Raw genomic sequence first — 22,752 nt, 5'->3', positions numbered from 1 at the left:
CTTGGAGCCATGGCGTTGAGCGCTTCCTGGTCGAGCCGGTCGGTCAACGAAATGGAGGAAGTCTGGGTGATGTCGGCCATGGGTCAGCCCTTTCTCAGACGAGGATCGAGGATGACATTGGCGATGTCGGAGAGCAGATTGGCAACCAGCACCGACATGGTCAGCAGAAGCAACTGCCCCTGGATGAAGGAGTAGTCGCGGCTCTGGATAGCGGTGAAGGTGAACTTGCCAAGGCCGGGATAATTGAACACCTGCTCGGTGACCAGCGCGCCGCCAATGAGAAAGCCGACCGAGAGCGCCAGCGCGGTGATCTGCGGCATGATGGCGTTGCGCGCCACATAGCGATAGCGCACCCGGCGATCGCTGAGTCCCTTGGCGCGGGCAAGGATCACGAAATCCTCGTTGAGCAGGTTGATCATCACGTTGCGCATGCCCAGGTGCCAGCCGCCGAAACTGACGATGAAGATCGAGAGCACGGGGAGCGTGGCGTGATAGAGCACGCTGCCGATGAACTGCAGATCCCATCCGGGCATCAGGTTCGGATCATGCGCGCGGCCCAGCGGAAACCACTTAAGCTGCAATGAGAAGGCGTAAAACAGCACGAGCGCCACGATGGCCGGCGTGAAGGCGTTCAGCATCACGTTGATAGGCGTGAAGAAACTGTCGAAGAAGCCGCCGCGATGCCAGGCGGCATGAATGCCCATCATCGACCCGATGACAAAGGCGAAGAAGATGGCAAGACCAACCAGAACCAGAGTCCATGTGGCCCCGTAAAACAGCAATGACGCCGTGGGTTCGGGGAACTGCACCGTCGAGATGCCGAAATCGAACCGCAGCACATTGCCGAAATAGGTGAGGTATTGCTCCCAGAGCGAACCCGTCGCGCCATAGGCCTCGCGGATGGCCTGTACCTGAGCCTCGTTCAACCGCCCCTGGAAAGAAGCGATGATGCGTGCCGATGGATCGCCCGGCATCATCCGGGGAATGAAGAAATTCAGTGTGACGGCCATGAAGAAGGCCGCGAGATAAAAGGCTATCCGCCTCAACAGGAAAACCATTCCGTCCTCTCAATGCCCATGCAGCACGAGGCGCCGCCCAACACGGGCCCCGTCGGCGTGGTGCGCAAGTGCCGGGCGGAGATCGGGAGGCGAGCCCCGCCGCGACGCTCTGGCTCTGGACACCCGGGCCGGCTGGAACGACCAGCCCGGGTGCAGCCAGATGGGGAAGCCGCTTATTCGATCGGCTTCAGGGCCAGGGCGTGCCACACGCGTTCACGCGTGCCGTCATGCACCTGGGGACGGAACTTCTGGTCTTCCTCGGTCACCCAGCCGGTGAAGCGGCGGGTCGAGTATTCGTACCAGATGGGGTTCGCGAAGAGCGAAATGGTGGGCAGGTTCTCGGCGACAGCCTTGTGAATGTCGGTGAGAGCAGCCTTCTGGGTGGCCTCGTCGGCAGAGCCCTTGAAAATGTCGAGAGCCGCTTCGACTTCCGGGATCTGCATCTGGTGCATGGCCTGGAAGTCGATCTGGCCTTCAACCATCAGACGCGGATTGAACATCGGCGAATACTGGTTGTAGGGGGTCGGGCCACCATTGGTCCACATGACATAGACGTCGAAATCGCCACCCGGCACGCCATCAAACCAGGCGCCCTGGTCCATGGTTTTGAGGCTGGCATTGACGCCGATATCCTGCAGGTTCTCGGCAACGGTCTGTCCGGTGTTGACCCAGTCGGTCCAGCCCGAAGGCATGGAAATGCCGAAGGCAATCGGGCTGCCATCGAGATTGTCGCGCCAGCCGTCACCGTCCTTGTCGACAAAGCCGGCTGCGTCGAGCATGGCCATGGCCTCATCGGGGTCGTACTGCATCAGCCAGGTATATGGCTCGAGGGCCGCTTCATCGTACCAGGTGTTGTACATTTCGCCGGTGCCGATGGGATACTTGGTGGCTGTGGTCAGGCCGAAGGTCGAGATTTCGAGCAGGGTGTCGCGGTCGATGGCGACCGACATGGCCTTGCGGAATTCGAGGTTGTCGAACGGGGCCTTGGTGGTGTTGAGCTGCAGGTTCACGTCCGAACCGGCAGGCAGCCAATAGTTGTTGAACTCGGACTGCGGCAGGAAAGTCACGTCCGGATCGGTGAGGCCGTCGCCCAGCCAGTCGAGATCGCCGGCCGACAGGGCAGCCACGGTCTGCTCGTTGCCGTTCATCTGCGGGAAGCGCAGGCAGTCGATGGCATTGTCGGCATTGTAGCGGCTCAGCTCGTTGCGGCAGAGGTCGAAGCCGTTGCGGGTAAAGCCGCGCGGCTTGGTCCAGGGGCCGGTGGCGACAACTTCGAGCGCCGGGTAGTTCTTGGGATCGTCCACGCTTTCCCAGATATGCTGGGGCAGCGGATAGAGGCCGTTGAGGCCATAGCGGGCCAGCGCATCGGGCTCGTTGAGATTGAACTTGACGGTGTAGTCGTCGATCTTCTCGGCGCTGGTGACGTTGCCGGTCTCGCCGTTGAAGACGTCGATGCCCATCGGATAATCCGGGTGCGCCTTGGCATATTCAAAGCTGAAGACGACGTCGTCAGCGTTGAAATCCTCGCCATCGCTCCACTTCACGCCTTCGCGCAGCGTGTAGGTGATGGATTTGAGGTCTTCGCCAATTTCCCAGCCGACTGCCAGGGCTTCTTCGTTCTCGCCGGGGTGCCAGATATTGTCGATCCAGAGCGGCTCGTAGGCGAAGTCGCGCATGCGCTGCTGCGGGCCGGTGGGGTTGTTGGGGTTGTAATTCTCCACCATCGCGTCGGTGTGATAGGGCAAGAGGCGCAGGATCACTTCGTCATCCTGAGCCATTGCAGGGGCGGTTGCGGCCAGCGCCGTCATGCCTACACCCAGCAGAGCCATTACTCTGATCGTCTTCATAGAAAGTCCCTCCACTTGTTTCTCCTCCTCGTGGAATGGCGATTTATGGGATCGATCCCACACTGGATGCGGGATCAAAATTCCGTCTGTAGCTGGACCGGCATCTCCTCCGCGCCGGCCAATGCAGCGTTCAGGCCACCTCCCTCTGCTGACGTGGCTCGGCAACGCTTGACCGCACCACAAGGCTTGTCTCGATGATCGACTGCAGGGGACCGGTTCCGGGTTCTCCGAGCAGCTTGAGCAGCAGCGAGGCAGCGGCCTCACCGAGCATATCGACGGGCTGACGCACGGTGGTCAGGGGCGGCCACGTGTGTCGGGCATGAAAGGCGTCGTCGAAACCCATGACGGACACATCTTCGGGCACGCGCAGCCCCGCATCGCGGAGCGCCAGCAAGGCACCGGCAGCCATGTCGTCGTCACCCGCGAAAATCGCGGTAAAGTCGCGGCCAGACGCGATCAGATCGCGCGTGGCCGAATAGCCGAAATTCTGGTGGAATTCACCATGGACGATATGAATGTCGCCCAGACCCAAGGCGCGCTCCGCCAGCGCCGCTTCAATTCCCTGCATACGGGCGACGGTATCGCCATACTCGACCTGGCCAGACAGGTGCACGATCTTGCGGTGTCCCTGATCGAGCAGGTGCCGCATGGCGGAACGGGCCCCCTCGTAATTGTTGAGGATCACCCTGCCCCGCGAGGCCGGGAACGGATTGTGGCCGATGGAAACCAGCGGGATGCGCGCCTTGCGCACGATGTCCACCACGTCTTCGCGCACCGGGCGTTCGAGATAAACCAAAATGCCGTCGCAGGAGCGATCGACAAGCTCGATGATGGCACGCGCTTCCTCGTCCTGATCGGCATAGCCCGAGGAGACGATCAGCGACTTGCCGGCAGGGCGCACCGCCCGCTGCACGCCATAGATCATGTTGGCGAAGTAGGGCGTACCGACGTCAACCAGAACGGCGCCAATCAGGTTGGATCGATTGGACCGGAGGGCCTGGGCCAGGGTGTTCGGACGATAGCCGAGTTCGGCAATGGCCGCTTCGATGGCCTTGCGATTGCTTTCGGAAACATAGCCATTGCCGGCCACCACCCGTGAAACGGTGGAGCGTGATACGCCCGCGCGTTTTGACACGTCGGTGATGGTTGCCATCCCGTTCCCGTCCTCCCCGCCGGTCTCTTATGGGACCGATCCCACAAATCATGAAATCGATTGCATGCCTGAGTCAAGCGGGTGCCGATCAAAATGATCAAATCCAGTCGCAGCAAGGACTTACGCTGTGCATTTCGGGATATTGCTGCTCCTGAGCCGTATTTTCGTCAGGCCCTGTCGCTCACAAGGCGGGTTGGCAGCAATTCGCCCTGCTCGCTGAGGATCGAATAGGCAATGCCTGTGAACAGGGAGTTGATGCGGCGCAAGGCATGCATGGTTTCGAGGTGCAGCTCGCTGGTTTCAAAGCTGTTTGGGTCGCCGGCACGCAAGCGGGCGAAATGCCGTTCCATGCTCCGCCGCTCCATCAGGCCGACCTCGTCCTTTTCGGTGACGAGCTGGCGGGCAGATTCGGCGTCCTCGGAAACCAGGACATTGAGGGCGAGCTGCATATTGGCCAGTACGCGTGCGTGGAGGTCCGTCAACTCCTCCCAGCCCTGGTGCGAAAAGGTGATGCGCCGGTCGAGTTTCTGGTCGGCGACGCGCAGGAGTTCGCGGGCGACGATGTCGCCGGCCTGTTCGAGGCTGATGGCAAAAATGCTCAGATCGGAAGCGCGACGGGATTGAGCGGCGTCCATCGAGCCCCAGTCGAGACGGGTCAGGAACAGCTTGATTGCCCGGTTGGCGGCGTCGACTTCGGGCTCCAAATCCTTGACGCGCCGGATGGCCGCCTTATCGCCGCTGCGTACGATTTCCATGATTGGCTGCAGCATGACCTCTACTAACTCACTCATACGCAACAATTCTCTCGTTGCGCTGGTGAGGGAAGCGTCGATGTTTCCGTGCGGATCATCCACGAGCGCGGTGCGCCGAAGCCGAGCGACATCAGCCTGACCGACGGGCGGCGCCTGCCTGATCAGCCAGGTCACGAGCGCCTCGACCAGCGATACCAGGGGCAGGCCGATGAGCAGGACGGCAAGGTTGAAGAAGATGTGCAGGAGGCTCGCCTGCTGCCCGACATTTCCCGGCAGAGCCCCAGGACCATCCAGATGAACGAGTTGCAGGAGCACCAGGCACAGGATTGCTGCACCGCCGCGCAGCGCCAGGGCGCCGGCTGCAATGCGTCTCGCCCGGACGTCCGAGCCCCGCGTCATGCCCCAGGCGATCAGCGTGCCGCCCAGATTGGCCCCGAGCAGGAAGGCGGCCGCCACCTCGATGGGAATGAGGCCAGCCGTACCAAAGGTGATGATGACCAGAACGCTGGCCACCGAGGAATAGGAGGCCCAGGTGATCAGCGCCGCCGCTGCAAAACTGGTCCAGGGATCGCCCTGTAGATAGGTGACGAGCGCCTCCAGGACTTCGCTGTCCCGCCACGGTGCGGTCGCCTCCGACACCATCTGGAGCGAAAGCAGAACGAAGGCGACGCCCAGGATCATGCGGCCGACCTGCTTGGCACGCCGGTCGTTGCCGCGCAGGAAGAGCAGTCCGCCAATGATGATCAGGGGTGATGTAAACAGCGACAGATCGAATGACAGGATGCTGGCAACGAAGGCCGAGCCAAGATAGGCGCCCAGCATGAGGGCCAGGCCGGTCGTCACGGTCATGAGGCCCCCGCCGGCAAAACTCGCGGCCAGCGCGGCGACCGCCGTCGAGCTCTGCAGCGCAACGGCCAGCGCCATGCCAATCAGTGCCGCGCCGATACGACTGCGTTCCGCGCGCGCCAGCGTGCGCTTGAGCTCGGCCGAATAGGCGCGCTCCACCGCTGTGCGCACCATGCGCACAGCCCAGAGCAGCAGCACGATGGCGGCAATCAGCTGGACGACGATGAAATACATGACCTCCCCTATCCCCTCTGCCGTTTCGAACAGCTTTGGCATGATGTTCACATGAGCACACCCAACGCAATGCACGCCCACAGGTGTTGAAAAGCTATCGCCGCATTGCAGGAAGAATATGGAATTTCATACTGTTGCCCCTTCAATTGCAGGAACGACACTATCCCTTCAATGTTCATATGAACATTTTCTTGTTGCAATGGTCCGGCCCGATGCTACCGTTTGCCCAGCTCGGGGCGGGGAGGCCCCGGCATAAAAAAAAGGGAGTGAGCATGTCCAAGAACACTTTGTGTCTGTCTGTCGGGCTGGCCGCGATTCTCACCGCGAGCCCGGTCATGGCGCAGACGGAGATCGCCTGGTGGCACGCAATGGACGCCGAACTGGGACAGCGGCTGGAAGCCATTGCCCAGGGCTTCAACGAAAGCCAGGACGAATTCGTGGTGGTCCCGAGCTACAAGGGCACCTATCCGGAAACCCTGACCGCCGCCATCGCGGCATTCCGCGCCAATGAACAGCCTGCCATCGTGCAGGTCTTCGAAGTCGGCACCGGCACGATGATGGCCGCCACCGGCGCGGTGAACCCGGTCTACCAGATGATGGCCGATGCCGGCGAACCATGGGATCCGTCGGGCTTCCTCGCCCCGGTCACCGGCTATTACTCGGACACCAACGGCAACATCCTGTCGATGCCGTTCAACTCGTCCACACCGATCATGTACTACAACAAGGACGTCTTCGAGAAAGCGGGGCTTGATCCCGAGACGCCGCCCAAGACCTGGGCCGAGCTCGAAACGATGAGCCGCCAGATCATGGAATCAGGCGCCGCGCCCTGCGGCTTCACCACCGGCTGGGTCAGCTGGATCCAGACGGAAAACCTGTCGGCCATCCACGACCAGCCCTATGGCACGCTGGAAAACGGCTTCGGCGGCCTCGGCACCGAATTCCAGTTCAATGGACCGGTACAGGTCAAGCACTGGGACAATCTCAAGAAATGGGCCGATGAAGGCCTGTTCGAATATGGCGGCCCGGTCGGCGGTGCCGATGCCCCGCCCAAGTTCTATGCGCAGGAATGCGCCATCTACATGAACTCGTCGGCCTCGCGCGCCGGCGTCATCAACAATGCCAAGGAGTTCGAAGTCGGCTTTGCGCCCCTGCCCTACTATGACGACGTGACCGCCGAGCCGAAGAATTCGATCATCGGCGGCGCAACGCTCTGGGCGCTCAACGGCAAGGACCCCGAGGTCTACAAGGGCGTCGCACAGTTCTTCACCTATCTCTCGAGCCCGGAAGTGCAGGCCAAGTGGCATCAGGATACCGGCTATCTGCCGATCACCAATGCCGCCTACGAGCTGGGTCAGGAACAGGGCTATTACGAAGCCAATCCGGGTTCGGACATTGCCATCAACCAGATCACGCGCGGCGAGCCTACCGCCAACTCGAAGGGCGTCCGCTTCGGCAACCTGACCCAGGTCAGGACTGCAGTGGACGAGGAATTCGAAGCCCTGCTCTCGGGCAGCAAGACTGCACAGGAAGCCCTGGATTCCGCCGTCGAGCGCGGCAACCAGATCCTGCGCGACTTCGAAGCCGCCAATAGCTGAACCTCCCTGGCTCATCCCGAGCAATCGGGGTGATTCTGCCGGATGGCCCCAAGGCCATCCGGTCCTTCCGGACCTGACTTTGGGGGAGCTGTCGGCCCATGCAATCCAAACGCACCATCTTTCCGAACAAGCTGCTGCCTTACGCGCTTCTGGCGCCGCAATTGGCGGTCACGCTGGTCTTCTTCATCTGGCCCGCCGCTCAGGCCGTCAAATCGTCCTTTGAGCGCGAGGACCCGTTCGGCTTCCGAACCACGTTCATCTGGTTCGAAAATTACACGCGCCTGTTTGCCGATCCGAGCTACCTCAACTCGCTGCACAAGACCGCCATCTTCGCCGTATTCGTCACCCTGCTCTCCATGGGCCTGTCTCTGTTGCTGGCCGTGGCCGTCAACCGCGTGATCCGCTCCAACCGCGCCTATACGACCCTGCTGGTCTGGCCCTATGCGGTGGCTCCGGTCGTGGTCGGCATTTTGTGGTGGTTCATGTTCAACCCCACTATCGGAATCGCGCCCTATCTGCTGCGCGGCCTTGGCATCAGCTGGAACCACCGCGTCGATGGCACCCAGGCCATGATCCTTGTCGTCATCGCCGCGAGCTGGAAGCAGATTTCCTATAATTTCCTGTTCTTTGTGGCGGGGCTGCAATCGGTGCCGCAATCGCTCAACGAGGCGGCCGCCATCGACGGTGCGGGACCCTTCAAGCGGTTCTGGACCATCGTCTTCCCGCTGCTCTCGCCCACGACCTTCTTCCTGCTCATCGTCAACATCAATTACGCCATGTTCGACACTTTCGGCCTCATCGACGCCACCACAAATGGCGGCCCGAACCAGGCCACCAATATCCTCGTCTACAAGGTTTATGCCGATGGCTTCCTCGGCCTCAACATCGGCTCGTCGGCGGCCCAATCCGTGGTGCTGATGTTCATCGTCATCGTCCTCACCGTCATCCAGTTCCGCTATGTCGAGCGGCGCGTGCAGTATTAGGGAGCGCAGAGAATGGTCGAAAATCGCCCCTGGCTCAGCTTCCTCACCCATCTGGTGCTGATTGCCGGCGTCGTCGTCGTCGTCTTTCCCGTCTATCTGGCCTTCGTGGCTTCGACCCATGGCAGCGGTGACTTCATGCGCGGCCTCGTGCCCCTGCTGCCCGGCCCTCACATGGTCGAAAACTATGGGCGCATGCTCACCCAGGGCATTTCCACCGCCGGTGCGCCGCCTGTCTCGATCATGCTGATGAACTCACTGATCATCGCGGTGGTGATTGCAGTGGGCAAGATCGCCATATCGCTGCTCTCGGCCTATGCGATCGTCTTCTTCAAGTTCCCGTTCCGGCTCCTGGCCTTCTGGATCATCTTCATCACCCTGATGCTGCCGGTCGAGGTGCGCATCATCCCCACATTCGCGGTAGTGGCAAATCTGGGGCTGCTCAATTCCTATGTCGGGCTCACCCTGCCGCTGATCGCCTCGGCAACCGCCACGTTCCTGTTCCGCCAGTTCTTCCTCACCGTGCCCGATGAGCTGATGGAGGCGGCGCGCGTCGATGGCGCCGGGCCGATGAAGTTCTTCCGCGATATTCTGCTGCCGCTCTCGCGCACCAATATCGCGGCGCTCTTCGTGATCCTCTTCATCTATGGCTGGGTGCAGTACCTCTGGCCGCTGATCGTCACCACCGAAAGCCGCTATTATACGGTTGTCATGGGCATCAAGCGGCTGGCCGCCACCGCCGATGCCGAGCCGTTGTGGAACCTCGTCATGGCTTCGGTGATCCTGGCCATGCTGCCCCCCGTCCTTGTCGTCATCTTCATGCAGCGCCTGTTCGTCAAAGGCCTCGTGGAAACGGAGAAATAGACCATGGCCACGATCGACCTGATCGACCTCAAGAAGAACTACGGCAATGTTCCGGCCGTCAAAGGCGTCAATCTCAACGTGGCCGACGGCGAGCTGATCGTCCTGGTCGGCCCCTCGGGCTGCGGCAAGTCCACGCTGTTGCGCATGGTGGCGGGTCTCGAAACCGTGAGCGAAGGCCGCATCGAGATTGGTGGGCGCGACGTGGTCAAGGCCGAGCCGGCCGAACGCGACATTGCCATGGTGTTCCAGAACTACGCGCTCTACCCGCATATGAGCGTGCGCGGAAACCTTGAATATGGTCTCAAGAACCGGGGCACGCCGCGCCCGGAAATCGACCGGCGCGTGCGAGAGGCCGCCGATATCCTCGAGATCGGGCCCCTGCTCGACCGCAAGCCGCGCCAGCTCTCCGGCGGCCAGCGCCAGCGCGTCGCCATGGGCCGGGCCATCGTGCGCGAACCGGCAGCGTTCCTCTTCGACGAACCGCTTTCCAATCTCGACGCCAAACTGCGCGTGCAGATGCGGGTGGAAATCCGCAAGCTGCAGCGCCGCCTCAAGACCACGAGCCTCTATGTCACCCACGACCAGCTCGAAGCGATGACGCTGGCCGACCGGCTGGTGGTGATGAATGGGGGCCTCGTCGAACAGATCGGCACGCCCACCGAAGTCTATGACCGCCCAGCAACCGTGTTCGTGGCCGGCTTCATCGGCTCGCCGCCGATGAACCTCATCCCGGTTTCCACGCTGTCGGCCAAGCCTGTATCCCTGCCCGCCGGTACCGACATCATCGGCATCCGGCCCGATGCCCTGTTCCTGAGCGAACAGCCGGGGGACGGCATTGCCCTTGCGGGCAGTGTCGAACTGCTTGAACCGATAGGCGGGGAAAGCCATCTGCACGTGCGGCTGGACAATTCTGGCCAATCCGTAGTGTTGAGCGTGCCGGGGCGCCCGGAAATCATCGAAGGTTCGTCCGTGACCCTGCATGCTGCCCTCGCGGACATCCACCCATACAATGCACAGTCGGGCCTGCGGACGGACACGACTGTCGCAAATCTGTAGCAAAATCGGCCTAAGGGCCTGCCCACCTTTACACAAAGACGCGTCATGACAGCCCAATCCTCCATCGGTCCCGTCCGCAACGAAGTCCAGGCCCATCGGGGCGCCTCGGCCATTGCCCCGGAAAACACCATTGCCGCCTTCCGCGCTGCGGCCGAAGCGGGCGCCAAGTGGGTCGAACTCGACGTTGCGCTCAGCGCCGACGGCACACTCGTCGTCATCCACGATGACAGCGTCGACCGCACCAGTTCGGGCAAGGGTTCACTCGGTGATCTGACCGGCGCCGAAATTGGCAGCTTCGATGCCGGCAACTGGTTCGACCCGCGCTTTGCCGGCGAACGCATCCCGACCCTGGCCGAGACCATCAAGGCGCTCGGCGAACTCGGCCTCAGCGCCAATGTCGAAATCAAGCAGCACAAGCACCACAAGTCGCTCGACCAACTGGTCCGGGCCGTGCAGGCCGATATCAGCAAGCGCGCCGCGGGCACCGAGATCATGATCTCGAGCTTCGATCCCGAAGCGCTCAAGGCGATGCATGCGCTTGAGCCCGAACTCGAGATGGCGATGCTCTGGGGCCGGCCGCCGGAAGACTGGGCCGAACAGCTGGCCGCCATCCCGGCGACCACGATCCACATGCATTTCAAGGCTCTCAGCATCGGCATGCTGGAAGAGACAACCAGGCGCGGCATCAAGGTTCGGGCCTGGACCTGCAATGATCCGGTGCAGCTCGTCTCCTTCTGGGGTGCGGGCCTGACCGGCGTCATCACCGACGATCCGAAGGTCTTCCTCGGGTAGTGGGGTCACCATGGGGCAAGACATGCTGTCGAGCCGGCAACGCGATATTCTGGCCCTGATCGAGGCCGAGGGCGCCCAATATATCGAGCAGCTCGCCGGCCGCTATCAGGTGACGACCCAGACCATACGGCGCGACATCAACGCGCTGTGTGACGAGGGTTATGCGCGTCGTTTCCACGGCGGCGTCGATGCCCCGGTGGAGAGCCGCAATATCTCGATCAATGCCCGCGCGGCGCTCAACAGCGCCGCCAAGCGCCGCATTGCCAGCCGCATCGCGGCGGCCATCGAGCCGGGCTCGACCGTGTTCATGGGCATTGGCAGCACCGTGCAGTTCGTGGCCGAGGCCTTGCGCCTGCATCAGGGGCTGCGGATCGTCACCAACAATATCGACGTGGCGCTGATGCTGTGTGACGCGCCGCAGGTCGAGGTGCACATGACCGGGGGCCTCTTGCGCCACAATGATCGCGACGTCGTCGGCGCGGACTCGCTGCATTTCTTCGAGAAGTTCTACGCCTCCTATGCGGTTATCGGCGCGGGGGCGCTCGACCCGGACAAGGGCGTGCTGGACTTCAGCTATTCGGAAGCCCAGACCACGACGACGCTGATCGCCAATTCACGCATCCAGTTCCTGGCCGCCGATGTCAGCAAGTGGACGCGCGACGCCAGCGTGCGCGTCGTGCCGTTCGGGCGGATCACCACCCTGTTCACCGACCGCCTTCCTGCCGATGGCAAGGCGGCGGCGGCGCTGGTCGAGGCGGGCACGGAAGTCGTGGTATGCGACGAGGAGCCCGCATGATGTTCCAGGGCGCCGCACCAGAACCGGAAGACCTCAGCGCCGTCCAGTATCTGTTCACCGATATTGATGACACGCTGACTACCGAGGGGCGTTTGCTGCCCCAGACCTATCAGGCGCTCTGGGACCTGGCCAATGCCGGCATTCGCATCGTCCCCGTCACGGGGGGCTCGGCCGGCTGGTGCGAGCATATCGTGCGGGCATGGCCCGTGGCCGCGGCCATCGGCGAGAGTGGCGCTTTCGTCATGACGGCAGAGGGCAATCGCGCCACGTTCGAATATTGGGAAGACGAGACGCTGCAGCGGCAACGCCAGGCGGAGCATCTGTCCACGATCATACCGCTCCTGGGCGACCGCTTCCGCCTTGCGCATGACCAGTGCCTCCGGGTGGCTGACGTCGCCATCGACATTGTCGGCCACGAGCGCACAGCGGTCGACCAGCTGGCGGCTGTTATCCGAGACATGGGCGGCACGGTCGCGATCAGCTCGGTGCATATCAATACGTGGCTGGGTGACTATGACAAACGGTCCATGAGTGAGCGCCTGCTCAGGGGCATGGGGCTCAGCGACGGCGACGTCGCCCATTTCGTCAGCTTTGTGGGGGATTCGCGCAATGACGGGCCGATGTTCAGCTTCGTCAGCAAATCCTTCGGCGTGGCCAATATTGCTCCGGTTCTAGCCGACCTGCCCAAGCGCCCGCAATGGATCACCTCACGTCCGGCGGGACTGGGTTTCGTGGAAATGGCGCAGGCGCTGCTGGAGGCCCGGCGCGCCTAGTCTCCCTTAATATGAGATTTGTGACCGAATAGACCCCAATCTTGGACAGCGGGCAGGCTACGAGGGCGGCAGGCAGGACATGCTGCGCTGGTGCCTCGACGAGGTGGCTGAGCAGCCGACCCACTGACTTTGCTTTTCAGGCCCACCTGAAAACGGCGACGCACCTGCGCCGCCGTCTGTATTGCCAGCATCAGTTGGATCAGGTCAGTACGACGTGCTGGGTCAGTTCCTCGATGGTCGTATCCTTTTTGGTCACATCCAGCACCTTGGTGCCGTGGCTCATGATCACGAAGCGGTCGCAGACCTGGTAGGCGTGGTAGAGATTGTGCGTTACCAGCACGCTCGATACACCCTCGGCCTTGAGCTTCAGCACCTGGTTGAGCAGGGCCTCGGTCTCGCGCACTGAGAGTGCCGAAGTCGGTTCGTCCAGCAACAGCACGCGGCGCTTGAAGAAGACAGCGCGGGCAATGGCCACGGCCTGCTTCTGGCCGCCGGAGAGATCGCCCACCATCTTGTCGGGGCTATCGATGCCCGAGATGTGGACGGCGCTTTCCAGAACCTGCATGGAAATCTCGCGCATGCGCTTCAGGTCCATGAAACCAAAGCGGTCAGTCAGCTCACGTCCCAGGAAGATGTTGCGCGAGATCGAGAGCGAATCCACGAGAGCCGTGTTCTGGTAGATGGTTTCCACCCCCGCCTCGGCGCTGTCGCGGCGGCAGGTGAACACCTGCTTCTGCCCATCGACCGAGATATGGCCCGAAGTCGGGCGGTGGATGCCCGAGATGAGGTTCACCGTCGTCGACTTGCCGGCCCCATTGTCGCCAAGCAGGCCCACGACCTCGTTTTCGTTGATCTCGAAGCTGAGGTCGCTGAGCGCCTTCAGGGGCCCGAAGCTCTTGTTGATATTGTGAAGGGCGAGGAGGCTCATGCTGTTGCTCCCCGGCGATCAAGGCCGTGATTGAAGATCGAGGCGACCACGATGAGCGTGGCGATGAACATGTCGAGATAGAAGCCGGGCGCCCGCATCAGCAGCAGCACGTCGGTGATGGTGAAGATCAGCATGACGCCGAGGAAGACGCCGAGGATCGAGCCGCGTCCGCCTCGCAACGAGAGGCCGCCGATGACGCAGGCGGCGATGGCCTGGAGTTCAAGCCCGGCCCCCTGCCCCGGCTGCACCGAGCCGACGCGGGTGGTGGCGAGAATGCCGGCAAAGGCCGCCATGAAGCCGGCGATGGCGAATGCGATCATCTTGATGCGGCCAGTATTGACGCCAATGGCAGTGGCCGCAGCGCGGTTGCCGCCGGTTGCAAAGATATGGTTGCCCAGCTTGTGCCGGTGCAGCAGCGCCCAGAAGGCGAGGCAGAGCAGGATGAACCAGATGAAGGCGGCGTTGATGCCGAAGTAAGTGCCGCCGAACATGGCGTTGAACACCGGATTGGGGTCGAACCGCACCTGCACCGCGCCATTGATGAGCAGCACGGCACCGCGCCAGAACAAGAGGCCACCGAGCGTGACGATGAAGCTGGGGAGGTTGAATTTCAGCGTCAGGAAGCCATTGCCCAGCCCGATGACCGCGCCGACCATGAGGCCGATGGGCGCGGCGATGAAGGCGTCAATTCCGTTGCCCACCAGCATGGCCATGATGATGGCGGTGAGCGTATAGACCGAGCCGATGGAGAGATCGAACTCGCCCGCGATCATCAGGATGCCGGCGCCCAGAGCGAGGCAGCCCAGCACGGGCACCGAACGCATCAGGATGCCCATATTCTGCGGCGAGAGGTAGCGGAAGTCGTCCGGGAAGGCGAGGCCGGCAATGATGCAGCCCAGCTGCACGACCAAGAACACCAGCAGGATGGCGCCGGCAGGCATGCTCAGGATCTGGTGCAGCCAATCGGCCGGAGATCGCCGGGGGGTCCCGGTACGAACGGTTTCAAGTTCGGTCACGGTCATATCCAAGTCCAGAAAACGGGGGCATCAGCGCTCGGGAAGATGCTGCCGGCAGTGGCAAACACTGCCGGCAGCCTCCTGACCGCGGGACCCTTTGGAAGATCAGCGGTAGGTTCCGATAAGCGGCTTGACCGCCCCGATACGGGCCTGATCGAGGAATGCCCCCTGGCCGGTGTCGACGTCGGTCGGGGTCAGGCCGTAGCGGGCCGCCATTGCGATCTGGGCGATCGGATAGTAGCCCTGCAGGTAGGGCTGCTGATCCATGGTGGCGAACATGGCGCCGGACTCGACCGCGTTGACGATTTCGATAGCGAGATCGAAGCCGCCGAACGGCACATCGACGCCCGCATCGGCAATGGCGCCCGCGCCCACGGTCGAGGTGACCGAGCCGGTGCCGAAGACGGCCTTGATGTTGGGGTTGGCGATGAGCGCCTGAGCCATGATGTTCTGGGCTTCAGCCGGGTCGAGACCGGCGCGCACGGTTTCCACCGTGATGCCGTGCTCGCTCATGGCGCGTTCGATGCCACCGCCACGCGCAACGGCGAAGCTGGCTTCAGGAATTTCGCGCGGGTTGAACACCACGTCGCCTTCCTTGAGGCCGAACTCTTCGATCATGCGGATGCCCAGCTCGTAGCCCGAGGCTTCCTCGTTCATGCCAACATAGGCCTGGCGGCAATTGCCGGCAGCGCCTTCGAGGTCGTCATTGTTGAAGCCGATGACGATCACGCCGGCGTCGACGGCATTGCAGATGCTGTCGTCGAAGGCGTCGGAGCTGGAGATTGCCACGGCAATGCCGTCCACCCCAGTCGCCACCGCACTGTCGATCAGGTCGTTCTGGCGGACCGGATCATTGTTGGCATATTGCACGTCGAGATCGACGTTGAAGGCGGCAGCGGCATCCTGCGCGCCCTTCACCACCGGGTTGAAGAACTGCACCGATGGATCGAGATAGATGATCATGGTGGCCGAAACCGGCTCCTGATCCTGAGCCATGACGGCCCCGGCACTCAGGAACAGGGCGCAGCCGGCCAGAAGTGCCGTCTTTGACTTGGTCAAATGCATCGCTTAATCCTCCCTTGGATCGAATGCGGGTCTCCTCAGACCCCGCGTCGGACGGTGCTTCCGACCAAAGAGCGCACCGCCCAATCCCTCTCCGTGGTTCCGGCTTCTCCTGCCCTGGGATCGCTCCACCGGAGCGATTTTCATTCGGTCAGGAGGGCTGGAACCATGGCTGTGGCCGCCCAAGGGTCATGTGCAAACCCTTGAACTGGCTGTATTCATCAAAGCCGTAGCGGCCCAGTTCGCGGCCCACGCCGCTTTTCTTGTAGCCGCCGATGGGCATTTCCGGCGTTCCGTCGATCACCGAATTGATCCAGCAGCGGCCGGCACGGATGCGGCGCGTGGTCTGGATGGCGGTTTCGAGATCGCGCGACCAGACGCTTGCCGAAAGCCCGAACGGGGTTCCATTGGCCAGGGCGACCGCCTCCTCCGGCGTGTCGAAGCCAATGGTGGCCAGGACCGGCCCAAAGATTTCCTCCTGGGCAATGGCCATGTCGGGCCGCACCTTGTCGAAGACGGTGGGGGCAAAGAAATTCCCCGCTTCGACGCCCATCTTGCTGCCACCGAGCAGCAGCTCGGCGCCTTCGGCCACGCCCTTGTCGACATAGGCCGCGACCTTCTCGATATGCTGGTCCGAGACCATGGCGCCGTAGCGGGTGGTGGCGCCCAGCGGATCGCCATAGGGCAGACGCTTAGACAGGCTTACCAAGCGGTCCAGCAGAGCCGGACGGATGGCGTTGTGGACAATCAGCCGACTGCCCGAAATGCAGCACTGTCCGGCATTGTGATAGACGCCATAGGCAATGCCATCGGCCGCGGCCTCGATATCGGCATCGGCAAAGACGATCTGCGGGCCCTTGCCGCCCAGTTCGAGGCCGACGCGCTTGATATTGGAAGCAGCGATGCCGGCCAGCTGCGTGCCGACACGGACCGAGCCGGTAAAGGCCAGGACGTCGACGCGCGGATCTTCGGCGAGGATCTGCCCCACTGCGGGACCAGTGCCGGTGATGACGTTGAACACACCCGGCGGCACGCCGGCCTCAAGTGCGATTTCAGCCAGGCGAACAGTGGTGCCCGAGGTGAATTCACTGGGCTTGACCACCACCGTGCAACCGGCGCCAAGCGCCCACGGGACGCGCTCGGAGACGATGATGAAGGGGAAATTCCACGGCGTGATGATGCCAACGACGCCGGCAGGCTCGCGCAACACCAGGCCAAGGCGATTGTCGCCAATGGCATTGTGGGTGTCGCCTTCGAGCCCACGCGCCATGCCCGCCGCGTAGCGCCACATATCGGCGCAGTAGTCGATTTCGCCCCGCGCCTGGGCCAGCGGCTTGCCGGTTTCCAGGCATTCGGCCAGCGCCAGCTCGTCGCGATTGGCGAGGATGCCCGATGCCACAGCATGCATGATATTGGAGCGTTCCCCGCCGCTCATGCGCGGCCAGGGGCCGTTGTCAAAAGCCTTGCGGGCGGCGGCAATGGCGAGATCGGCATCGGCAGTGGCGCCGGCGGGCCAATTGGCGATGACGCTGGCGCGGTGACCGGGGCTGCGGCGCTCGATGGTTTCGCCCGAGAGGGCATCGCGGGACTTCCCGTCGATAAGCATGCGATAGGTGCGTTGATCAGCGAGCCGCGGATCACTAAGGTTCGGGATTACGAAATTGTCCTGAAAGCGCGGCTCGATGGTCATAAGCGTCGGTGAGCGAACGCCCACCCTCCTCGTCGTTCCGGTCTGCACTTGCGCAACCGGTATGGAATTGTATGGTACCGTATGGCTCCTCCACGCAGGATGTCAATGGGCGGAGTGTGTTGTCATATGACCATCGATATTGCGGCTTCCGACACGGCCGAAAGTGCGGCCGCTTCGATCGAAAAAGACCTGCGCCGAGCCATTGTCGAACTCGACATGCTACCGGGCACGCGTCTCTCGGAGCAGGACATTGCCACCCGCCTGGGCGTCTCGCGCCAGCCGGTTCGCGAGGCGATGATCCGGCTTGCCAATTCGCGGTTGATCGAGATTCGTCCGCATCGCGGTACGGTCGTGGCCCGGATTTCGGCGCGCGAAATGACCGAGGCCCTGTTCGTGCGGCAGTCGGTCGAGATCTCGGTGGTGGAGAAGGCGGCGCAGAATTTCGACCCCTGGCAGCGCAAGCGCATCGAGACGCTGCTGGACGAGCAGGAGATCGATGCATCAAAACTCGACCATGCCGGCTTCCGCGAGCACGACGAGGCCTTCCACATCGCCATCGCCAAGGGCGCAGGCGTGGGCATTGCCTGGATCGCCATTGCCGACATGAAGTCGCATATGGACCGGGTGTGCAACCTGACGTTGCAAACGGAGGCCGACATGGCCCGCCGCGTACGCGAACACCGCGCCATCATGGCCGCCATTGACGCACGGGACGTCGAGGGCGCCAAGGCAGCCATGGCCAAGCATCTGGGCAGCATTCTAGACCACCTGCCTGCCCTCGAAACCAAACATGCCAGTCTCTTCGTCTAGCCCATGACCGACTTCGCCCGATATCCCAGCCTGGCCGATACGCCCGTCGTCATTTCCGGTGGCGCCTCGGGCATTGGTGAATCCATGGTTCGCCATTTCGCGACCCAGGGCGCCAAGGTGGGGTTCTTCGACATACAGGCCGAGGCTGGAGAGCGCCTGGCCGCCGAGCTGAGGGCAGCGGGGCACGCTGTCGCCTTCGCGCCCTGTGACGTGCGCGACATCGCCGCCTGCCAGTCTGCCATTGCTGACTTTGCAAAGGCGCATGGCGATGCGCTGGTGCTGATCAACAATGCCGCCCATGACGACCGGCACAACTGGGCCGATGTCACGCCCGAATACTGGGACGAACGCATGGCCACCAATCTCAAGCATGGCTTCTTTGCCATGCAGGCGGTGGCGCCGGGCATGATCCGGGCCGGACGCGGCTCGATCATCAACATGGGGTCCATTAGCTGGATGATCATGGTACCGCGCCTGCCGCTCTACGAGACGGCCAAGGCGGCCATGCATGGCCTTACGCGTGCCATGGCGCGCGACCTGGGGAAGCACGGCATCCGCGTCAATACGCTGGTGCCGGGCTGGGTGATGACCCAGCGCCAGCTCAGCGAGTGGGTGGATGCGCGGGCCGAGAGCCTCATCGAGGAAAGCCAGGCACTGCCTGGCCGGCTCTATCCCGAGGACGTGGCGCGCATGGCACTGTTCCTCGCGGCCGAGGACAGTGCCATGATCACGGCCCAGCAATTCCTTGTCGATGCCGGCTGGGCCAACACCTAGGACCTAGTCCCCCCAGCGGGCATTCTCTTCATCCGACAGGCGCTTCTTGAGGGCGGCCATCTTCGCCTCGTCCCAGCCCGGAGGTTCGGTCAGCGCCACCCAGGTATCGGTGTAGTCGGCAGCCGAATATTTATGGCCATATCCCACCGGGGCGGACAGGCCCAGGCCCATATCCATACCCAGCTGCAGCAGCGTTGCCACCGGATACCAGCCCAGCTCGGGCGTGACGCCATGCCCGCGCTCGCCGACCATCCAGTCGGGCGTCTGATAGAGCGAGGAAAAGCTGAAGAAGACGATCGGATCGCTGGGGTGCTGGATGAAGGCGACGCGGATCGGACCCCAGTCGTCGGTGCTCTCGGCCAGGAAGTCTTCGCCGCTATTGCCGAACCGAACGATGGTGCTGTCCCCCAGAACAGGGCGCCATTCGGGGGAGCCGGGCTCGCGATTTGCTGTCGACTCGCGCCAGACCCGGCTGGTGAATGGCGGGCCTGCCCACATGGCGCCGTTGATCGGATCTCCGACGATTTCATAGAGATTGGCCGAGGCCTGGGAATTATGGGCCCCGAGGCTCAACCCGCTGAGCCAGAGCTCCGGGCGATCGTCCGGCGGCAGAGTTCGCCAGTGATCGTATACTTTCTTGAACATGGCCTGCGCCGATTCGCGTCCGTAGTCAGGCTCGACCACCAGCGACAGCGGGCTGATCAGGTAGGAATATTGCAGAGCCACGCTGGCCACATCGCCATCCCACAAATACTCGATGGAATCCTGGCTTGCCGGATCGATCCAGCCGGTGCCGACCGGCGTGGCAATGACCAGGATCGACCGATCGAACGAGCCGATGCGCAGCATTTCATCGAGCGCCATCTGGGCCCGCTCCTCCACCGTCGGGGCCGAGCGCATGCTCACATAGGTGCGCAGCGGTTCCATCGCGGGCCGGCCGGTCATTTCGGCGATGTCGGCCTGCGTCGGCCCGGTCTCAACAAAGGTACGGCCGTCGCGGCCGATCGTGTCCCAGGCAACCAGCGACTCGGCGCTGCCCGAACTGTTGGGATTGGCCGGCGGCGCTGTGTCGTCGGTGGCGATCGCGTCGAGCTGCTGGAAGAAGGAGTCGGCAGCGCGGAGCCCGCCCTGCAGGAGTACGCCATTGAACAGCATGGCCGCCAGCACGCCCACTGCCACCAGACTGAGCAGGAAAGACACCCTCCGAGGCAGTCGACCGAACAGCTTTTTGGCGACGAACTGGATGGCCACCACGATAACGGTCCCGACCACGACCAGGATCAGGGCCGGCACCAAGGCAACCAGCACGACAAGAAATGGGTCGGTATTGTCGGCTGGTGGCTGCCCCATCGCTTCGCGCACGGCGTTCTGCCAGCCCGTCGTCGCCCAGAGCGAGAAAACGGTGATGCCGGCCGTGACGATGCCGATGATCCAGCCCAGCCAGCGCCCGGTACTTCCCGCGGGCCAGCGCAGGCCCAAATATTCCCAGACCCACTGGATGACCGAGCCGATCGCATAGCCAGCGGCAAAGGCGACACCGGAGACGATGCCCTGCACCAGATAGGCGCGGGGCAATAGCGACGGGGTCAGGGACATGGAAAACAGCAGCAGGCCAACGACTATGCCCGGCTTGGAAACGAACCGGATGAGCTTGGTCAGCCAGGATGTCTGGCGCATTTCGACACCGGCCGATTCCGCCGTCGACACCTTGTCGGTCATTTTCGCCTCCGCGTTTGTGTTCGATCCTGAATGCCGTGATCGGCAGGCGCTCGAGTAGAGCCCCGAGGCTCCTGCGTGGTTGGCCCGGCGCGCGTCATGGTTCCGCCGCCAATTGGGCCTTGAAGGCATCGTTCTGGGCGACCATGACCGCATCCACCGCGTCCACCTGGATGAGCCCGCCCCGGGCGTCATAGAGGTCGAGGATCACGTAGATCGAGAACGACACTGCTATGCCGAAGGCCAGGACATGCACGGGCTTGACCGATGTACCGCGCGTCAGCCCGATGCCCGCAAGGATTGCGCCAAGCACCGCCAACAGAACCAGCGAAGGCAGAACCATAGGTGGGAGCCCCATCTGGTCCTGTGAATCGCGCTTGGTGGTCAGGTCTATCCACTGGTTTATCGGTGGCAGGACGAGGCCCGCATGGGGCGGCATCCCCTGCTTTTCCAAGCCCTCCACCGACAGCCGCCAGACTTCATTCTGGATATCGGTCGCCTGTCGCAGGGCCGCATCACGCTCTTGTTCGGTTCCCTCGATACCCACGCCGGTGGCAATATCCATCCAATTGACCATGAGGTCCCGTATCGGCCGGCGATCTTCCGTTTCGAGCAGGTCGATCCGCATCCAGGCGGTGCCGATGGCGTTGGTCTGCTCGATGACCAAAACGCGGCGCGTGTCGAAACGCTGACCTGCGGAGGTGAAGGTGAAGGCGATCAGAAGCCCCAGCACGGCAAAGACCACGCCCTCGACGGCCCCGGCGCCCTCCTTCTCACTGGGCCATTTGAGGCCAATCCAGCGCCCGATGGCCACGCCGGCGACCAGCGCCAGAAACACGCCCAGGGAAACCAGCACATCATCAAGCATCTCGCGCTCCCTTCTTAGACATGGTCAGGTTCGGGTGCAGGCCAGACTTAGCGGAAAACTGCGCGTTTCTTGCCACCCGTTTGGGTAATGCAAACTTCGAATGAGCCGGGATAGGGTTCACGCCACGGGCGCGCGCCGAAGTCCAACGGCCCTGCCATGGCAATTCGACAAGGATGGTTCGGACATGACCCCAGCTCCCTCGCCGCCGCCACGTCCAGACATGGTGTGGATCCCTGGGGGTGTCTTTGCCATGGGATCGAACGATCACTATCCCGAGGAAGCGCCTGTCCATCGCGTCGGCGTCGACGGGTTCTGGATGGACAGGATGCAGGTGACCAACGCCCGCTTTGCCGTGTTCGTGCGCGAGACCGGCTACGTCACCGTCGCCGAGCGCAGGCCCCGTGCCGAGGACTATCCCGGCGCGCCCCCGGAAAACCTGGTCGCCGGGTCCCTCGTTTTCCACAAGACCGACGGCCCGGTCGACCTCACCCGCATTGATCTCTGGTGGCGCTGGACGCCCGGGGCCAGCTGGAAGCATCCCGAGGGGCCGGACAGTGACGTGCGCGGACGACCGCAGCATCCGGTGGTGCATATCGCCCACGAGGACGCCCTTGCTTTCGCGCAATGGGCCGGCGGGACCCTGCCGAGTGAAGCCGAATGGGAATGTGCCGCCCGGGGCGGCCTCGATAGCCGCGCCTTTGTCTGGGGTGACGAGCACATGCCAAAGGGCAAGCCGCAGGCCAATACCTGGCAGGGTGAATTCCCCTGGCAGAATACCGCTGCCGATGGCTTCCTGGGTACCGCGCCGGTAGGGTCGTTCCCGGCCAATGGGTTCGGCCTCAGGGACATGGCCGGCAATGTGTGGGAATGGACCGACGACTGGTGGACGAGCCAGCACGGGGCCGATGCCGACAAGCCCTGCTGTATTCCGCACAATCCGCGCGGGGGGGCGCAGCAGGCCAGCTACGATCCGGCTGCGCGGGACTCGAAAATCCCGCGCAAGGTTGTCAAGGGCGGCTCGTTTCTGTGCGCGCCGAACTATTGCCTGCGCTATCGCCCGGCTGCCCGGCGCCCGCAGATGGTGGACACTGGAACGTCCCATATCGGATTCCGCTGTATCGTGAGATCCTGAGAGACGT

The 22,752-nt window shown here is 62.9% G+C and carries 20 protein-coding genes; 10 read left to right on the top strand and 10 right to left on the bottom strand.

What is annotated here, in order from left to right; all coding sequences use genetic code 11:
- Window positions 1-83 precede the first annotated feature (83 nt).
- The 4 genes from MQW79_RS17830 to MQW79_RS17815 form a co-directional block, all read right to left on the bottom strand.
- On the bottom strand, window positions 84-1,058 hold the full coding sequence (locus tag MQW79_RS17830; protein ID WP_476585839.1) for an ABC transporter permease: 975 nt from the start codon (window positions 1,056-1,058) through the stop codon (window positions 84-86).
- Window positions 1,059-1,231: 173 nt separating this feature from the next.
- Window positions 1,232-2,905 (bottom strand): ABC transporter substrate-binding protein, encoded by a 1,674-nt coding sequence (locus MQW79_RS17825; protein WP_476585837.1) that lies wholly within the window; start codon window positions 2,903-2,905, stop codon window positions 1,232-1,234.
- A gap of 130 nt (window positions 2,906-3,035) precedes the next feature.
- The gene (locus MQW79_RS17820) at window positions 3,036-4,058 is read right to left on the bottom strand and encodes a LacI family DNA-binding transcriptional regulator (protein ID WP_476585836.1); all 1,023 of its coding nucleotides are present in this window, start codon (window positions 4,056-4,058) and stop codon (window positions 3,036-3,038) included.
- A 167-nt stretch (window positions 4,059-4,225) separates the two neighbouring features.
- A complete protein-coding gene (locus MQW79_RS17815; protein ID WP_476585835.1) occupies window positions 4,226-5,932 on the bottom strand; it encodes a Na/Pi cotransporter family protein in 1,707 nt (568 codons plus the stop codon).
- Between the two features lie 230 nt (window positions 5,933-6,162).
- Here MQW79_RS17815 and ugpB point away from each other — a divergent pair, with 230 nt between their 5' ends.
- The 7 genes from ugpB (at window position 6,163) to MQW79_RS17780 (ending at window position 12,749) form a co-directional block, all read left to right on the top strand.
- Window positions 6,163-7,488: a sn-glycerol-3-phosphate ABC transporter substrate-binding protein UgpB gene (ugpB, locus tag MQW79_RS17810; protein ID WP_476585834.1), complete on the top strand. Its 1,326-nt coding sequence runs from the start codon at window positions 6,163-6,165 to the stop codon at window positions 7,486-7,488.
- A gap of 98 nt (window positions 7,489-7,586) precedes the next feature.
- Window positions 7,587-8,471, top strand: a complete 885-nt coding sequence (gene ugpA / locus MQW79_RS17805; RefSeq protein WP_476585833.1) for a sn-glycerol-3-phosphate ABC transporter permease UgpA — start codon at window positions 7,587-7,589, stop codon at window positions 8,469-8,471.
- 12 nt (window positions 8,472-8,483) lie between these two features.
- On the top strand, window positions 8,484-9,332 hold the full coding sequence (ugpE, locus tag MQW79_RS17800; protein WP_476585832.1) for a sn-glycerol-3-phosphate ABC transporter permease UgpE: 849 nt from the start codon (window positions 8,484-8,486) through the stop codon (window positions 9,330-9,332).
- A 3-nt stretch (window positions 9,333-9,335) separates the two neighbouring features.
- Window positions 9,336-10,388, top strand: coding sequence for a sn-glycerol-3-phosphate import ATP-binding protein UgpC (locus MQW79_RS17795; protein ID WP_476585831.1), 1,053 nt, complete (start codon window positions 9,336-9,338; stop codon window positions 10,386-10,388).
- Window positions 10,389-10,433: 45 nt separating this feature from the next.
- Complete coding sequence (locus tag MQW79_RS17790) at window positions 10,434-11,180, top strand: glycerophosphodiester phosphodiesterase family protein (protein WP_476585830.1); 747 nt, start codon at window positions 10,434-10,436, stop codon at window positions 11,178-11,180.
- A 10-nt stretch (window positions 11,181-11,190) separates the two neighbouring features.
- Window positions 11,191-11,976, top strand: a complete 786-nt coding sequence (locus MQW79_RS17785; RefSeq protein WP_476585829.1) for a DeoR/GlpR family DNA-binding transcription regulator — start codon at window positions 11,191-11,193, stop codon at window positions 11,974-11,976.
- Complete coding sequence (locus MQW79_RS17780; RefSeq protein WP_476585828.1) at window positions 11,973-12,749, top strand: HAD-IIB family hydrolase; 777 nt, start codon at window positions 11,973-11,975, stop codon at window positions 12,747-12,749. The genes MQW79_RS17785 and MQW79_RS17780 overlap by 4 nt, the downstream gene beginning before the upstream one ends.
- A gap of 199 nt (window positions 12,750-12,948) precedes the next feature.
- On the opposite strand, the gene MQW79_RS17775 is transcribed toward MQW79_RS17780, so the two are convergent.
- The 4 genes from MQW79_RS17775 to MQW79_RS17760 form a co-directional block, all read right to left on the bottom strand.
- Window positions 12,949-13,677: an ATP-binding cassette domain-containing protein gene (locus tag MQW79_RS17775; protein ID WP_476585827.1), complete on the bottom strand. Its 729-nt coding sequence runs from the start codon at window positions 13,675-13,677 to the stop codon at window positions 12,949-12,951.
- Window positions 13,674-14,705, bottom strand: a complete 1,032-nt coding sequence (locus MQW79_RS17770; RefSeq protein ID WP_476585825.1) for an ABC transporter permease — start codon at window positions 14,703-14,705, stop codon at window positions 13,674-13,676. Before MQW79_RS17770 ends, MQW79_RS17775 begins: the two co-directional genes overlap by 4 nt.
- Before the next feature lie 93 nt (window positions 14,706-14,798).
- Entirely contained in the window at window positions 14,799-15,758 is a 960-nt protein-coding gene (locus MQW79_RS17765) for a sugar ABC transporter substrate-binding protein (RefSeq protein ID WP_476585823.1), read from the bottom strand.
- A gap of 148 nt (window positions 15,759-15,906) precedes the next feature.
- Entirely contained in the window at window positions 15,907-17,445 is a 1,539-nt protein-coding gene (locus MQW79_RS17760; RefSeq protein WP_476585822.1) for an aldehyde dehydrogenase family protein, read from the bottom strand.
- 126 nt (window positions 17,446-17,571) lie between these two features.
- On the opposite strand from MQW79_RS17760, the gene MQW79_RS17755 reads away from it, so the two are divergent.
- Both MQW79_RS17755 and MQW79_RS17750 read left to right on the top strand, forming a co-directional pair.
- A complete protein-coding gene (locus MQW79_RS17755) occupies window positions 17,572-18,255 on the top strand; it encodes a GntR family transcriptional regulator (RefSeq protein ID WP_476585821.1) in 684 nt (227 codons plus the stop codon).
- A 3-nt stretch (window positions 18,256-18,258) separates the two neighbouring features.
- A complete protein-coding gene (locus tag MQW79_RS17750; protein ID WP_476585820.1) occupies window positions 18,259-19,029 on the top strand; it encodes an SDR family NAD(P)-dependent oxidoreductase in 771 nt (256 codons plus the stop codon).
- 3 nt (window positions 19,030-19,032) lie between these two features.
- On the opposite strand, the gene MQW79_RS17745 is transcribed toward MQW79_RS17750, so the two are convergent.
- Together MQW79_RS17745 and MQW79_RS17740 are read right to left on the bottom strand one after the other, a co-directional pair.
- On the bottom strand, window positions 19,033-20,748 hold the full coding sequence (locus tag MQW79_RS17745) for an alpha/beta hydrolase (RefSeq protein ID WP_476585819.1): 1,716 nt from the start codon (window positions 20,746-20,748) through the stop codon (window positions 19,033-19,035).
- 94 nt (window positions 20,749-20,842) lie between these two features.
- Window positions 20,843-21,613 carry a hypothetical protein gene (locus MQW79_RS17740; RefSeq protein ID WP_476585818.1) on the bottom strand — a complete coding sequence of 257 codons (771 nt, stop codon included), beginning with the start codon at window positions 21,611-21,613 and terminating at the stop codon, window positions 20,843-20,845.
- A 184-nt stretch (window positions 21,614-21,797) separates the two neighbouring features.
- On the opposite strand from MQW79_RS17740, the gene MQW79_RS17735 reads away from it, so the two are divergent.
- Window positions 21,798-22,745 (top strand): formylglycine-generating enzyme family protein, encoded by a 948-nt coding sequence (locus MQW79_RS17735; RefSeq protein WP_476585817.1) that lies wholly within the window; start codon window positions 21,798-21,800, stop codon window positions 22,743-22,745.
- The last annotated feature ends 7 nt before the right edge of the window (window positions 22,746-22,752 follow it).

The sequence above is a fragment of the Devosia sp. Micro-HW1 genome, assembly GCF_056341075.1.
This window is presented reverse-complemented; position numbering and strand designations above follow the sequence as displayed.

Coding starts and splice junctions, on each gene's coding strand:
- MQW79_RS17815 (WP_476585835.1), bottom strand. CDS start 5,932: ATGCCAAAGCTGTTCGAAACGGCAGAGGGGATAGGGGAGGTCATGTAT.
- MQW79_RS17740 (WP_476585818.1), bottom strand. CDS start 21,613: ATGCTTGATGATGTGCTGGTTTCCCTGGGCGTGTTTCTGGCGCTGGTC.
- MQW79_RS17830 (WP_476585839.1), bottom strand. CDS start 1,058: ATGGTTTTCCTGTTGAGGCGGATAGCCTTTTATCTCGCGGCCTTCTTC.
- ugpE (WP_476585832.1), top strand. CDS start 8,484: ATGGTCGAAAATCGCCCCTGGCTCAGCTTCCTCACCCATCTGGTGCTG.
- ugpA (WP_476585833.1), top strand. CDS start 7,587: ATGCAATCCAAACGCACCATCTTTCCGAACAAGCTGCTGCCTTACGCG.
- MQW79_RS17785 (WP_476585829.1), top strand. CDS start 11,191: ATGGGGCAAGACATGCTGTCGAGCCGGCAACGCGATATTCTGGCCCTG.
- MQW79_RS17780 (WP_476585828.1), top strand. CDS start 11,973: ATGATGTTCCAGGGCGCCGCACCAGAACCGGAAGACCTCAGCGCCGTC.
- MQW79_RS17795 (WP_476585831.1), top strand. CDS start 9,336: ATGGCCACGATCGACCTGATCGACCTCAAGAAGAACTACGGCAATGTT.
- MQW79_RS17750 (WP_476585820.1), top strand. CDS start 18,259: ATGACCGACTTCGCCCGATATCCCAGCCTGGCCGATACGCCCGTCGTC.
- MQW79_RS17755 (WP_476585821.1), top strand. CDS start 17,572: ATGACCATCGATATTGCGGCTTCCGACACGGCCGAAAGTGCGGCCGCT.
- MQW79_RS17735 (WP_476585817.1), top strand. CDS start 21,798: ATGACCCCAGCTCCCTCGCCGCCGCCACGTCCAGACATGGTGTGGATC.
- MQW79_RS17775 (WP_476585827.1), bottom strand. CDS start 13,677: ATGAGCCTCCTCGCCCTTCACAATATCAACAAGAGCTTCGGGCCCCTG.
- ugpB (WP_476585834.1), top strand. CDS start 6,163: ATGTCCAAGAACACTTTGTGTCTGTCTGTCGGGCTGGCCGCGATTCTC.
- MQW79_RS17760 (WP_476585822.1), bottom strand. CDS start 17,445: ATGACCATCGAGCCGCGCTTTCAGGACAATTTCGTAATCCCGAACCTT.
- MQW79_RS17790 (WP_476585830.1), top strand. CDS start 10,434: ATGACAGCCCAATCCTCCATCGGTCCCGTCCGCAACGAAGTCCAGGCC.
- MQW79_RS17825 (WP_476585837.1), bottom strand. CDS start 2,905: ATGAAGACGATCAGAGTAATGGCTCTGCTGGGTGTAGGCATGACGGCG.
- MQW79_RS17745 (WP_476585819.1), bottom strand. CDS start 20,748: ATGACCGACAAGGTGTCGACGGCGGAATCGGCCGGTGTCGAAATGCGC.
- MQW79_RS17765 (WP_476585823.1), bottom strand. CDS start 15,758: ATGCATTTGACCAAGTCAAAGACGGCACTTCTGGCCGGCTGCGCCCTG.
- MQW79_RS17820 (WP_476585836.1), bottom strand. CDS start 4,058: ATGGCAACCATCACCGACGTGTCAAAACGCGCGGGCGTATCACGCTCC.